The organism is Pseudomonas sp. NPDC077451, assembly GCF_044543345.1.
GTDB lineage: Bacteria > Pseudomonadota > Gammaproteobacteria > Pseudomonadales > Pseudomonadaceae > Stutzerimonas.
The window spans coordinates 69,938-83,468 of the sequence record NZ_JBITVX010000010.1; the positions used below are offsets into that span (position 1 = coordinate 69,938).

General features: G+C 62.1%; 11 protein-coding genes. 9 read left to right on the forward strand and 2 right to left on the reverse strand.

All coding sequences use genetic code 11. The features are described from left to right. Nucleotides 1-119: 119 nt before the first annotated feature. Nucleotides 120-3,167: a bifunctional diguanylate cyclase/phosphodiesterase gene (locus tag ACIGHL_RS16185; protein WP_128120932.1), complete on the reverse strand. Its 3,048-nt coding sequence runs from the start codon at nucleotides 3,165-3,167 to the stop codon at nucleotides 120-122. A gap of 176 nt (nucleotides 3,168-3,343) precedes the next feature. Between ACIGHL_RS16185 and ettA the strand changes: the two genes are divergently transcribed. From ettA to siaD, 5 genes are all read left to right on the forward strand, one after another. Further along, on the forward strand, nucleotides 3,344-5,011 hold the full coding sequence (gene ettA, locus ACIGHL_RS16190; protein WP_128120933.1) for an energy-dependent translational throttle protein EttA: 1,668 nt from the start codon (nucleotides 3,344-3,346) through the stop codon (nucleotides 5,009-5,011). A 152-nt stretch (nucleotides 5,012-5,163) separates the two neighbouring features. Then, nucleotides 5,164-7,155, forward strand: a complete 1,992-nt coding sequence (gene siaA, locus ACIGHL_RS16195; RefSeq protein ID WP_128120934.1) for a biofilm regulation protein phosphatase SiaA — start codon at nucleotides 5,164-5,166, stop codon at nucleotides 7,153-7,155. A 28-nt stretch (nucleotides 7,156-7,183) separates the two neighbouring features. Continuing rightward, on the forward strand, nucleotides 7,184-7,729 hold the full coding sequence (gene siaB / locus ACIGHL_RS16200; RefSeq protein WP_046163904.1) for a biofilm regulation protein kinase SiaB: 546 nt from the start codon (nucleotides 7,184-7,186) through the stop codon (nucleotides 7,727-7,729). Nucleotides 7,730-7,749: 20 nt separating this feature from the next. After that, complete coding sequence (gene siaC / locus ACIGHL_RS16205) at nucleotides 7,750-8,127, forward strand: biofilm regulation phosphoprotein SiaC (RefSeq protein WP_045430385.1); 378 nt, start codon at nucleotides 7,750-7,752, stop codon at nucleotides 8,125-8,127. Nucleotides 8,128-8,136: 9 nt separating this feature from the next. After that, nucleotides 8,137-8,922 carry a biofilm regulation diguanylate cyclase SiaD gene (gene siaD, locus ACIGHL_RS16210; protein WP_046163905.1) on the forward strand — a complete coding sequence of 262 codons (786 nt, stop codon included), beginning with the start codon at nucleotides 8,137-8,139 and terminating at the stop codon, nucleotides 8,920-8,922. Between the two features lie 118 nt (nucleotides 8,923-9,040). Here the strand turns inward: siaD and ACIGHL_RS16215 are convergent, their stop codons facing one another. After that, nucleotides 9,041-9,817: a ferredoxin--NADP reductase gene (locus ACIGHL_RS16215; RefSeq protein WP_046163906.1), complete on the reverse strand. Its 777-nt coding sequence runs from the start codon at nucleotides 9,815-9,817 to the stop codon at nucleotides 9,041-9,043. A 223-nt stretch (nucleotides 9,818-10,040) separates the two neighbouring features. Between ACIGHL_RS16215 and ACIGHL_RS16220 the strand changes: the two genes are divergently transcribed. The 4 genes from ACIGHL_RS16220 (at nucleotide 10,041) to ACIGHL_RS16235 (ending at nucleotide 13,495) form a co-directional block, all read left to right on the forward strand. Beyond that, nucleotides 10,041-11,168: a methyltransferase gene (locus ACIGHL_RS16220; RefSeq protein ID WP_046163907.1), complete on the forward strand. Its 1,128-nt coding sequence runs from the start codon at nucleotides 10,041-10,043 to the stop codon at nucleotides 11,166-11,168. After that, nucleotides 11,165-11,542 carry a MerR family transcriptional regulator gene (locus tag ACIGHL_RS16225; protein WP_082082185.1) on the forward strand — a complete coding sequence of 126 codons (378 nt, stop codon included), beginning with the start codon at nucleotides 11,165-11,167 and terminating at the stop codon, nucleotides 11,540-11,542. The genes ACIGHL_RS16220 and ACIGHL_RS16225 overlap by 4 nt, the downstream gene beginning before the upstream one ends. A gap of 56 nt (nucleotides 11,543-11,598) precedes the next feature. Next, nucleotides 11,599-11,988, forward strand: coding sequence for a carboxymuconolactone decarboxylase family protein (locus ACIGHL_RS16230; RefSeq protein ID WP_046163908.1), 390 nt, complete (start codon nucleotides 11,599-11,601; stop codon nucleotides 11,986-11,988). Between the two features lie 280 nt (nucleotides 11,989-12,268). Then, a complete protein-coding gene (locus ACIGHL_RS16235) occupies nucleotides 12,269-13,495 on the forward strand; it encodes an MFS transporter (RefSeq protein WP_046163909.1) in 1,227 nt (408 codons plus the stop codon). Nucleotides 13,496-13,531 lie beyond the last annotated feature (36 nt).

Below are 13,531 nucleotides of genomic sequence, written 5' to 3' on the forward strand. Positions count from 1 at the left end.
CTGGCGGTAATAAAAGAGGCGCGGATTCTACCTCATCCGCCCGAGCGCGGGTATGAGCCGTGGTCATCTACAACATGAGACAAGCTGCAAGCGAGTCGAGGTTGCGGCTTTCAGGCTCGCTACAACGCAGGTCCTGGTTCTAGCTGGCCGATGGAGGCCTGTTGCTTGCAGTTTGAAATTGACGCTTTCAACTTTGCCGCTGGCACCGGCCGGCCGAGATAGAAACCCTGCACCTCGTCGCAGCCGTGCTCGCGAAGAAAATTCAGCTGCGCCTGGGTTTCGACGCCCTCGGCGATTACCGACAGACTGAGGCTATGCGCCATGGCAATGATCGCTCGGGCTATCTGCCCGTCCTGCTCGCCTTCGGGCAGACCATCGACGAAACTGCGGTCGATTTTCAGCACATCGATGGGGAATTGCTTGAGGTAGTTCAACGAAGAGTAACCGGTGCCGAAATCGTCGATGGCAATCGAGGGGCCGAGCTGCTTGAGCGCATCGAGCATGCGCATCGCGCCCCCGACGTCCTGCATCAGGATGCTCTCGGTCAGCTCCAGCTCCAGCCGGCTCGGTGCAATTTTGCTAAACGCGAGAATCCCGGCGATGCGCTGGCCAAGCTGGCCATCAGCGAACTGGCGGGCCGAAAGGTTCACCGAAACCTTCGGCACCACCACGCCCTCCCGCTCCCAGTTTCCGATCTGCCGGCAGGCTTCGCCGATGACCCAGTCGCCTACCTCGACAATCAGCCCCAGTTCCTCCAGCGCCGGAATGAACTCGCCGGGCGGCACCAGACCACGCGACGGGTGCTGCCAGCGCAGCAATGCCTCGACACCGGTCAGCGTATGGCCGTCGGCGAGGTATTGCGGCTGGTAGTGCAGCACGAACTGCTGCTGTTCGAGGGCGTGGCGCAGATCGCTTTCCAGCTCCAGACGCTCCAGTGCGCTGGCATTCATCTCGGCCTGGTAGAACTGGAAATTGTTTTTGCCGCGCTCTTTGGCGTGGTACATCGCGGTGTCGGCATTTTTCATCAGCTGGCTGATGTCGTTGCCATCCTGTGGGCTCAGGGCAATGCCAATGCTGGCGGTGACAAAGAACTCTCGGCCAGACAGCACGAACGGTTCGGCGAGACTGCCGAGGACCCGTTCAGCCACATGGATTGCCCGGCTCAGCGCCTCGTCGCGATCACCGCCGGGGCGCAACAGAAAGGTGAACTCATCGCCGCCCATGCGCGCCACCGTGTCGTCCTCATCAACGCACGACGCCAGGCGCACTGCGACGTCCTTGAGCATGCGGTCACCGGCCGCATGACCGAGCGAATCGTTGATTGGCTTGAAGCGATCCAGATCGAGAAACATCAGCACCACCCAGCCACGGCGCCGGGCGGCCAATTGCAGGCTGCTGTGCAGACGGTCCTGAAACAGCGTGCGATTGGGCAGCTGAGTCAGCCCGTCGTAATAGGCCAGCCGGTGGATACGCTTTTCGCTGGCCTTGCGCTCACTCATGTCGCTGAAAAAGCAGACATAGCTCACCAGCTCATTCTCATCGTCGCGAACGGCGGTAATGCCGATCCAGCATGGGTAAGTCTCGCCACCCTTGCGCTTGAGCCAGAACTCCCCTTCCCAGCTGCCGGTCTGCAGGACCTGGCTGTGCACGTAGTCCATCTGATTGGCCTGCTGACGGTCGGCGCTGAGCACCATCGGCAGCTCGCCTCTGATCTCGTCGACGCTGTAGCCGGTGATCCGGACGAATGCCGCATTGACTTGGACGATCTTGCCGGAGGGATCGGTGACAACGATGGCCGCCGTAGAATGGTCGAATACGGTCGCCGCGCGGCGCAATGCCGTCTCGGCCTGACGCTGTTCACTGACATCCCGGCCAATGCACAGGGTTCCATCGAACCGGTTGTTCTCGTCGGAGATCAGCATCATCCGCAGCTCGATCGCGACCGACCGGCCATCGGCCGCGAGGCAGTCGAAATACAGGGTTTGCGCCTGCAAGGTCTGCCCCAGCTTAGCCAGTTCAACCGGGCTGGCCGAAGCATCGCGCACCCGCCTCATCAGGTCATAGAAGCGCGCCGCCTGGCGCGGTTTGGCCACCACTCGATCCAGGCCATGCTGCGCCGCCCACTCTGGGCTGTAGCCAAGCACGGTCTGCACCGAAGGACTGATGTAGTCGATGCGCAGCGAACTGTCCGTGGTGAAGACCACATCGCGCAGGCTACCGGCGAGCATCCGGTAGCGGCGTTCGCTATCACGCAGGGAATGGCTGTGTTCCATGTTCGTGGTGACATCCCGGGCCACGCCAATCAAGCGCTGCACCTTCCCCTGCTCATTGCGCGTCAGGACCTGTTCAGTCACGCAGAACCAATGCCATTTGCCGTCACGGTGGCGCCAGCGCAGTAACGACTCCTGCACGACGCCGTCAATCATCGAACCGCGCAGGGCCAGCAGCCGCCAGATGTACTCCTGATCGTCCGGGTGGCTGATGCGTCGCCAGAACAGGTTGCTGTCGTCGCCGCGCTCTTCTTCGCTGTAGCCCAGCCGCGTGGCCAGGTTGCTGTTGCTGAACAGCAGCTTGCCGGCCTCCAGATCCTGGACATAAAGGGTGTCCGGCACTGCGCGCAGCACCTCCGACCAGAACCGCTCACGCTCAACCAATGCCGTCTGCGCCGACCGCTCACGGGTGATATCGCGCATGACCCAGACAAAACCAGACGGCTCCAGCTCACCCGCCAGGCGCAAAGCCCGCCGCGTGATTGAAAAAAGACGGCTCTCCCCCTCTTGGAGCAGTCCTACGGCCTCAAGGCACAGATCAACCGTCGAATTGGCCGCATCGAACGCCAGGGGATCCAGATTCGGCAGCAGCTCCTGCAGACGATAACGTGGAGCCTCGCGGCTACTCAGGCCGAACATTGTCTCGGCCTGGTTGTTGAGAAATTGCAGACGGCCACTGAAGTCGCTGATCAGAATCCGCTCTTCGATCGCCCCGAGCGCTGTCGCCGAATAGCGCAACAGTTGCCAACGAGCACGCAGGCGCAGCGGCACAAGAAGGCGCGCACAGGTCACAGCAATCCTGCGGACAAGCCTGTCGAGGCGGGCTGACGCTGATGGGGAAGGATGTTGATCGATCAAACGATTAAGTCCTTTGTGGCGTTGCGGCGAGCGCGGCATCGGACCAACGCCCGAACGGCGTCAAGAATGCCCTGAGAGCCATCAAAGCGCCAGCATCGAGTCAGCACCCCGGTTTGCCCTGCCAGGTGCATTCCGGTAGCTTTGCGAGTTCGGTTCGACCCGCCCACAGCGGCGGGATTCGCCTCACTTTTTCCTCGTCACGGGCACTCGTCTCCATGGCTCAATACGTCTACACCATGCATCGGCTCGGCAAAGTCGTTCCACCGAAGCGTGAAATTCTCAAGAACATTTCCCTGTCCTTCTTCCCCGGCGCCAAGATCGGTGTGCTGGGTCTCAACGGTTCGGGCAAGTCCACCCTGCTTAAGATCATGGCCGGGGTCGATAAAGAATTCGACGGCGAAGCGCGGGCGATGCCCGAGCTGAATGTCGGCTATCTGCCGCAGGAGCCGGAGCTCGACCCGAACAAGACGGTTCGCGAAGTCGTGGAAGAAGCCGTCAGCAGCATCAAGGATGCCCAGGCGCGCCTGGACGAAGTCTACGCCGCCTACGCTGAGCCGGATGCCGATTTCGACAAGCTGGCCGCCGAACAAGCCAAGCTCGAAGCGATTCTGCAGGCCAGCGACGGGCACAACCTCGGGCGTCAGCTGGAAGTTGCCGCCGACGCCCTGCGTCTGCCGCCGTGGGACGCCAAGGTCGAGCACCTGTCCGGCGGCGAGAAACGCCGCGTGGCGCTGTGCCGTCTGTTGCTCTCGGCCCCCGACATGCTGCTGTTGGACGAACCAACCAACCACCTGGACGCCGATTCGGTGGCCTGGCTGGAACACTTCCTCCACGACTTCACCGGCACCGTCGTCGCGATCACCCACGATCGTTACTTCCTCGACAACGTGGCTGGCTGGATTCTGGAACTCGACCGCGGCCAGGGCATTCCTTACGAGGGCAACTACTCCGGCTGGCTGGAAGCCAAATCCAACCGCCTGGCGCAGGAATCCAAGCAGCAGTCGGCTCATGAAAAGGCTATGAAGGAAGAACTGGAATGGGTGCGCAAAGGCGCTAAGGCCCGCCAGTCCAAATCCAAGGCACGCCTGCAGCGCTTCGAGGAACTGCAGTCGCAGGAATTCCAGAAGCGCAGCGAAACCAACGAAATCTACATCCCCGCAGGCCCACGTCTGGGCGACAAGGTCATCGACTTCAACAACGTCACCAAGAGCTACGGTGATCGCGTGCTGATCGAAAACCTGTCGTTCAGCATGCCCAAGGGCGCCATCGTTGGCGTGATTGGCGGCAACGGCGCGGGCAAGTCCACCCTGTTCCGCATGATCATGGGCAAGGAGCAGCCGGATTCGGGCAGCATCGAAATCGGCGATACCGTGCAGGTCGCCTGTGTCGATCAGAGCCGCGATGACCTGGACGGCAGCAAATCCGTATGGGAAGCGGTATCCGACGGCGCCGACATGATCCGTATCGGCAGCTACGAAGTTCCGTCGCGCACCTACGTGGGGCGCTTCAACTTCAAGGGCGGCGACCAGCAGAAGTTCGTCAAGGATCTCTCCGGCGGTGAGCGCGGTCGCCTGCACCTGGCGCTGACGCTCAAAGAAGGCGCCAACGTACTGCTGCTCGACGAACCCTCCAATGACCTCGACGTGGAAACCCTGCGCTCGCTGGAAGAAGCGCTGCTGGATTTCCCCGGCGCCGCCATCGTGATCTCCCACGATCGCTGGTTCCTCGACCGCGTCGCCACGCACATCCTTTCTTATGAGGATGACGGCAGCATCGTGTTCTTCGAAGGTAACTACACCGAGTACGAAGCCGATCGCAAGAAGCGCCTCGGCGATGCAGCCTCCCAGCCGCATCGGGTGAAATACAAGAAGCTTGCCCAGTAGCATCAACCGCGGAGCCGAAAGGCTCCGTTTTTGTGTGGCGAAGCGCCTCTGGTGGCAACTGGCCCAATACCGGATAATCGCGCTTTTTCGACGCTTGGCACGACACTTGGATGTCAGGCCGGCAGCAATCGCAAGGGAAGGTCACGGCCACCATGGCAGCACTGGGATTACGCGGCAAATCACTGCTGGCGTTGCTATTGACCTTCCTGCTGGCAATCGGAGTGGCGGTACTGGTTGGCCGCGAAGCATTGCAGGGCGTGCAAAGCCGCTTTGGCGAAGCCTATGCGCGCAACGTGGTTCAGCTCAACCGTGAACGACTGTTCGCACCGGTCACTCGGGAACTGGCGCTGGCGCAGCGGCTGGCGGAATCGGAGATTACCCGCGCCTGGCTGCTCGATGAGAATGATCCGGTCAAGCGGGAATTATTTTTCCGCGAGGCGGCTGGCTATCAGCGGGCTCTCAGTGACCACTCCTACTTCGCCGCATCGGCAGCCTCCAATCGCTACTACTCCAACGGCGACCAGCAACCTCCCAGCGAGGCGCCCCGCTATGAGATGAAGCCCGATGCGCCGGAAGACGAGTGGTTCTATGCCACCCTGCGTTCGGACGCGCCCTATCATCTCAATGTCGACCGCTCGGCCATCAGCGGCGACCTGAAGATCTGGTTCAACATCGTGGTCCGTGATGGCGGTCGCCCGCTCGGCATCGTCGGCTCCGGGATCAGCCTGAACGCGTTCGTCACCCAGTTCATCGAAGAAGACAAGACCGGCGTCGAGTCGATGGTGCTCGACAGCTACGGCTCGATCCTGGTCCACCCCAACCATAATCTCGTCACCCTGAACGCCGACACCTCGCAGGGCCGCTCGCTGTCCACCAGCCTGCTTGGCCTGCTCGACGATATCGACCAGGCCAAGGCGCTGCGCCAGGCCATGAGCTACGGCCGCGAACATCCTGGCGAGACGGCCACGTTGAAGGCGAGCCTCGATGGCGAGCCTCGCCTGCTGGCCCTGACCTGGATTCCGGAACTGCAATGGTTCGTCACCAGCGCTGTGGATCTACGAACCGCCCAAGTCATCGAGCTGAAGCCCCTGCTGCCTGCCCTCGGTGCTGTGTTGCTGCTGTTGCTGCTGCTGATTGCAGCCGGCGCCTGGCTGGTCGATCGTCGTGTGCTGAGCCCGTTGCGGCAACTGCGCAAGAGCGCCCAGGCTATAGCCGCTGGACAATACAACGCGCCGCTGCCGACCGATCGGGATGACGAGATCGGCGAACTCAGCGCTGCGTTTCGCAGCATGGCGCTGAAAATCCATAGCCACACCAGCGAGCTGGAAAGTCGCGTCAACGAGCGCACGCGGGAGCTGCAGCAGGCCAACCGCGACATGGCCGCCGCACATAAAAAGATCGACGACTCGATCGACTACGCCAGCCTGATCCAGCACGCCATCCTGCCCAAGCGCCAGCTGGTGGCCGACCTCGACGAACGCCACGCCGTGCTCTGGCACCCCCGCGACGTAGTTGGCGGCGATTTCTATGTCTATCGCGCCACCGAACAAGGTTGCCTGCTCGGCGTGGTCGACTGCGCTGGCCATGGTGTGCCCGGCGCGCTGATGACCATGCTCGCTCACGCTGCAATCGAACAGGCAATTGCCGACGCCGGGCACGCCGACCCAGCCGCCGTCCTCGCGCGTACCGATGGCATCGTGCGCAAGATGCTGCGTGACGACTCAACCCAACACGCCCTCGCCACCAACATGGATGTGGGCCTCGCCTACGTCGACTTCCAGCGTCGTCTGGTGGTTTATGCTGGCGCCAAGATCGCGCTCTACTACAGCGATGGCGAACGCCTCGACGAATTAGCGGCCGGGCGCCGCGCCATCGGCGACCGACGCATCGGCGAATATCAGAATGCTGAGGTAGAGTTGCAGCCCGGGCGAACCTTCTACCTGGCCACCGATGGCTTCCTCGATCAGGCGGGTGGTGAGCTGGGCTATGGATTCGGCAACAGTCGCTTCGCCGAGATGATCCTGCGGCATGCCCGCCTTCCTATGGGCGAACAGGGTGCGGCGTTCAAAGCGACCCTGGACGAGTATCAGGGCGATTACCCCCAGCGTGACGACATTACGATGTTGTGTTTCCGTTTCGATTGAGCGCCATCCACCGGAGTTGAGTTGCCCCATGGAAACCCTTGACCTGTTCGCCATGCGCGAAAGCTACAACCGACAGCAGATTATGCTGTGCTTCAACGGCCCGATCTCGCGCAGCCTGATCGAGGAAATCGGCAATGCGCTGCGTAACTACCTCGCCGCCGATCACGCCAACCCGTCATCGGCCATGGATGTGTTTGCGGTATACATCGAGATGACGCAGAACATTCGCCACTACGCCAAGGTCCGTAACTGGGCAGACCAGGAAGCGGGCGCCACGGTAGTGGTCGCACGCAACGATACCGACGGCCGCTATGTAGTCTCCGCCGGCAATCTGATCGAAACAGCCGATGGCGAAGCCCTGATCGCCAGCATCGAAGAGCTGGCCCGCCTGGACAAGGCGCAACTTAAGGCTCGTTACAAAGAACAATTGCGCAAGCCACGCGAAGACAACAGTGTCAGCGGCGCAGGACTCGGCCTGATCGACATCGCCCGCAAATCCAGCGAACCACTGAAAGCGTCGCTGCAAACCGTCGCCAACGGCCGCTCGTTCATCAGCCTGAGCGCGGTCATCTGACTTACAAGAGCCAACTGCACATGAATGATTTCTCCATCGCCGGCAGCCAGTCATCGCCAGCCATTCAGTCCGACTGGGAAAACGGCGTGCTCGCCATGCAAGGCGACTCCTACCCGGAAAATTCCTACGAGCTGTTCCACCAGGTCATCGAGTGGATCGAACGCTACCTGGCCGAAGCCGGCCGTCCGCTGCGCCTGGAACTGCATCTGCTGTACCTCAATACCAGCAGCATCAAGGCCGTGATGGACATCTTCGACATGCTCGAAGCCGCCCATCAAGAGGGAAAGGCGGTGGCCGTCAACTGGCACTATGACCGCCGCAACGAGCGTGTGGTAGAACTGGCCGAAGAGTTCAAGGAAGACTGCACCTTTCCATTCATGATCCTCAGCCACGATTAGAAGGTCCTTATGCGCGGGCAGAATCCGCTGGAAAGCCAGGTTGTGGAATCGCTGTCCGATCCACAGAACCAAGGCCATCCGCTGCATGAAACGCTGAGCCAGTTGTGGGAAGCACACCACAGCCTACTCAACCGCATCGAACGGATCGCCCGCGTTTCTGACGGGTACCAGAGCATCGTGCGTGACCGCGAAATGACCCTCTCGGCACGCTTCGACAAGCAGCTCCGACAGCTGGAGAAAGTCGCACGCATTTCCGATCGCTATCAGACGATGTTGCGTGATCTGAATATCGCTCTGAAAGAAGCCTCTACCCATGATGCCCTTACCGGCATCGCCAACCGGCGCTTGCTCACCGAGCGCTTGCGTGAAGAAACCGAACGGGCCAAGCGCTACTCACGGCCGCTGTGTGTGGTCATGGTCGACATCGACCGCTTCAAGGCCATCAATGATGATTACGGGCACGAAGTCGGCGACAACGTGCTGATGGAAGTGGTGCGGGTGATGGAGGCGGAGATCCGCGAGCATGACCTCTGCGGCCGCTGGGGCGGCGAAGAATTCCTCCTGTTGATGCCGGAGACCTCCACCGAAAGCGCGGTCCGGGTGATCGAGCGTCTGCGTGAAGCCGTCGCCAACCTGCGGGTGCGGGTCAATGACGACTCGTTGTCGGTCACGGTGAGCCTGGGCATGGCGCAGCTAAGAGCCGATGAAAACTATTCGAGCGCCATCAACCGCGCCGACGTGGCACTGCTGCGGGCCAAGCGCAACGGCCGTGATCGCTACGAGCTGGCGGATTGAGCCTTCGGCGGGTCAGTTCGCGGCCCGCCGCCCGGCAAGCATTCCAAGATCGACTCGACGATCCGCGCGGGGGAAGGCCTGATAGCCAGGGCCGTATCAAGGCGCCTCCAACGCCGCGTTACCAGTAGTTCTCCACGGCTACCTGGCCGGGACGCCGGGTCAGACTCAGGTTGAGGTCGCGCGCTTTAAGGATGGTGCGGGTGTCTTCGATCATCTGCGGATTGCCGCAGAGCATGATCCGCGAGTGTTCGGGCTCGAGCTGCAGATCGGCCGCTCGCTCCAGTTCGCCGTTCTCGATCAGCGTGGTGACACGACCGTGCAGCGCACCGGGCATCTGCTCGCGGGTCACTACCGGCAGATAGGTCAGCTTCGAGCCGAGGCCTTCCAGATAATCGCGCTGCGGCAGCTCGCGGATCAGGTCCTGATAGGCCAGCTCGGATGCGGTGCGCGCGCTATACACCAAGATGATCCGCTCGAAGCGCTGCCAGACCTCAAAGTCCTGCAGGATCGAGAGAAAGGGCGCGATGCCCGTCCCGGTGCCCAGCAGCCAGAGATCCCGACCATCGATAAAACGATCAAGAGTGAGAAAGCCGAACGCCTGTTTGTCCACCAGCAGCTCGTCGCCGGGCTTGAGGCGACTCAGTTCGCTGGTGAATTCACCATCCGGCACCACGATGGAGAAGAAGTCGAGAAACTCATCATGGGGCGCCGATACCATCGAGTACGCCCGCCAGACGATACTGCCGCTGGGCTTACGAACGCCGAGGCGGGCGAACTGCCCGGCAGTAAAGCGGAAGCCGGTGTCGCGGGTGGTACGTAGGGTGAACAGAGTGGGCGTCAGCGTCTGCACCTCGAGCAGACGCTGGCGGGTGAACTTCTCTTCGCTGACGGTCATACTTCGCTCCTTCCGGACATCGGGGGACACCAGCGTGTCCGGGCCGCGGAAAACGTAGGCGAGGCAGGCAAGACAAGGCAGAAACAGCCGAAGAAGCGGAGTTTAGGCGTTCTAAATGAGCATTCTGAGGCTGTTTCTAACGCAGTATTGCCAACGCAGGTAGTTTTCCGCGGCCTGGACCCTTGATACTCCTTTCTGACGCATGTAAACACCGCCAGTTCTTATGCCTATTCTCGAATCCGCCTACGCACGCCTCGATCTGATCCGCCAGCCGGAACAGCCCAACGAACCCTTGCAGGCGTTCGATGCGGCTGACGAATACCTATTGGCGCAGCTGCACGAGCAAGGCTTGGCTGCGACAACGCGGGTGCTGATCCTCAACGACAGTTTTGGCGCCTTGGCCTGTTCATTGGCGAAGCAGGCGCAGGTCACCAGCAGTGGCGACTCTCACCTGGCGCACCTGGCGCTGGAAAAAAATCTGCAACGCAACGCGCTGCCGGCTGACGCGGTGAGCTTCGTGCCCGCCAGTGAGGTGCCTCAAGGGCCGTTCGACCGGGTGCTGATTCGCGTCCCCAAGACGCTTGCCTTGCTGGAGGAACAGCTGATCCGCCTGCATGGCCAACTCGCGCCAGGTGCCCAAGTGATCGCCGGCTCGATGATCAAGCACCTGCCGCGTGCAGCGGGCGATCTGCTGGAGAAGTACATCGGCCCAATGCAAGCCTCGCTGGCGGTGAAGAAAGCGCGTCTGCTGACCGCGACTCCGAGCGACAAGCCGGCACCGCGCTCGCCCTACCCGACCCGCTATCACCTCGATAAGCCAGCCGTCGAACTGATTAACCATGCCAACCTGTTCTGCCGAGAAGACCTCGACATCGGCACCCGAGCCTTCCTGCCGCACCTGCCGAAGGCGCTCGGCAACCTGCGCGTCGCGGACCTGGGTTGCGGCAACGGTGTGCTCGGTATCGTTTACGCCCTGAGCAACCCGCAAGCGCAGATGACGCTGGTGGACGAGAGCTACATGGCAGTGCAGTCGGCGCTGGAGAACTGGCAGGCGATCCTCGGCGATCGCACTGCGGATATACGGGCCGGTGACGGGCTGGCCGAACAGCCCATGGATTCGCTGGATCTGGTGCTGTGCAATCCGCCCTTCCATCAGCAGCAGGTGGTCGGTGACTTCCTCGCCTGGCGGATGTTCACCCAGGCCAAGACGGCACTGGCCAAGGGCGGCGAGCTGTGGATCGTCGGCAACCGCCACCTCGGCTATCACCTCAAGCTCAAGCGCCTGTTCGGCAAGGTGGAGCAGGTCGCGGCGACGCCCAAGTTCGTCATCCTTCGAGCCATCAAGCCGTGAGCGAAGCGCCGGTTCGGCTGAGCATCCAGCAGTTCGCACTGCGAACCGGCCTTTCCGCCGACACCCTGCGCTATTACGAAAAGATCGGCCTGCTGCGCCATGTCGCGCGGGACGCCAGCGGCTTTCGTGTCTACGGCCCGCGCGATCTGGAATGGGTCGGCTTCATCCTGCGTCTCAAAGACACCGGCATGGCGCTGGACGACATCATTCGCTACGCCGATCTGCGTGAACGCGGCGAATCGACTCTGGCGGCGAGGCAGGCGCTGCTCGAAGTCCATGCAGCCAAACTGCAGGACCGCCTGGAGCGCGACCGCGAGCATCTGACCGCGCTGCAGGCAAAGATCGAGCTGTACCGCCAACAAACAACCCCTTGACCTGGAGTCCACTCCAACCCTCAGGCTTTCCTCTTCCCAATCAAGAGGAACGCTCCATGTCCGCATCCACCCGCTACACCGAAGGCCTGGCCAAACTCGAAGAGATCGACGGTGAGGCCGGCCGAAAGGTCATCGACAGCCTGCAAGCCATCGCACCGGACCTGGCCCGCTACGTCATCGAGTTTCCCTTCGGCGATATCTACCAGCGCCCTGGCCTCGACCTGCCACAGCGTGAGCTTGCGACCGTCGCGGCGCTAACGGCACTGGGACATTGCCAGCCGCAATTAGCGGTGCATATCCATGGCGCATTGAACGTCGGCTGCACGCCGGAGCAGATCGTCGAGGTAATCATCCAAATGGCCGTTTATGCCGGCTTTCCTGCAGCATTGAACGGCATGGCGACCGCCAAGGTGGTGTTTGCAGAGCGCGGGTTGTTGCCCGAATGAAGCCCGACGCCTGATCGCGTACGCACGGTGAACCCGGCCCGCCACAGATACCAACACGCGTCCACCGTGGGCTAAAGCCCACCCTACGGGGGAAAGCCAACGCATGATGTTCTACGTAGGGTGCGCTTCAGCCCACCAGAGCAACCTGTTTCGACTGCTGGCGGGCCAAAGCAAAACCCCGCTCGTCCTCCTTGCGCGGTTTTCAACAGGCAGATTCCCTCAAAGCGCCACCGCGACTGAATGCTAATCTGGCTCACTGCCCACCCTGCACCTCGACCTGATGTCCACACACACCAAACTCCTGCTGCGTCACCAACGCCCCTTCATCAAGTTCTGGTTCGCCCGCGTGTTCACCGCCAGCGGCTTCCAGATGCTGGCGGTCGCCATCGGCTGGCACATGTACGAGCTGACCGGCAGCGTGCTCGACCTCGGTCTCGTGGGCCTGGCCGAATTCTTCCCTCGCCTGCTGTTCATTCTCTGGACCGGCCATGTCGCTGACCGCTTCGACCGTCGAAGAGTGGCGGCGCTGTGTCAGGGCTTGCAAGGGCTGATCGCCCTGTCGCTGGTGCTTGGCGCCGGTGGGCTGGGGGTGACGCGCGAAATGATCTTTGTCCTTGCGTTCCTGCTGGGCACGGCGCGGGCGTTCGAGGGGCCGGCGACCCAGGCGTTATTGCCCAGCCTTGTGCCGACCCAGTTGTTTCCCGCTGCGGTCGCGGCTTCATCGTCCGCCATGCAGACAGCCACCATCGTCGCGCCCGCACTCGGCGGGCTGCTGTTCGCCATCGGCCCGCTGTGGGTCTATGGCCCGGTGGCGCTGCTGTTCGCCCTGGCCTGTAGCCTGATGCTGAGCCTGCCGAAACGCCCGGCGCCGCCCAAGCAAACCGGCCCGGCGATGGACAACCTGCTCGCGGGTATGCGCTTCATCCGCAGCCGGCCGGACATTCTCGGCGCCATTTCCCTGGATATGTTTGCCGTGCTGCTCGGTGGCGCCACGGCACTGTTGCCGGTGTTCGCCAAGGACATCCTGCTCACCGGCCCCTGGGGCCTAGGGCTGTTGCGCTCAGCACCGGCGGTGGGTGCGCTGCTGATGTCGCTGTGGCTGGCGCGCTATCCCATCAACAAAAGGGTCGGCCGGGTCATGTTCGCCGCCGTCGGGGTGTTCGGCCTGGCAACCATCGCCTTCGGCCTGTCGACTTCATTCTGGCTTTCGATGGGTGTGCTGGTGGTGCTGGGCGCGGCGGATATGATCAGCATGGTGATCCGCGGCGCGTTCGTGCAGCTGGAAACGCCGGACGCCATGCGCGGCCGGGTGAGTGCGGTCAATGGTCTGTTTATCGGCGCGTCCAACCAGCTCGGCGAGTTCGAGTCCGGCCTGACGGCTCACTGGTTCGGCACCGTGCCGGCTGTGGTGATCGGTGGCGTCGGAACGCTGATCATCACCGGTACCTGGATGAAGCTGTTCCCGACGCTGGCCAATCGCGACCAGTTGCATCGGGATCTGGATTAGCGGGCTCGGTGGAAGACGCGTCGCGCGTCTTCCACC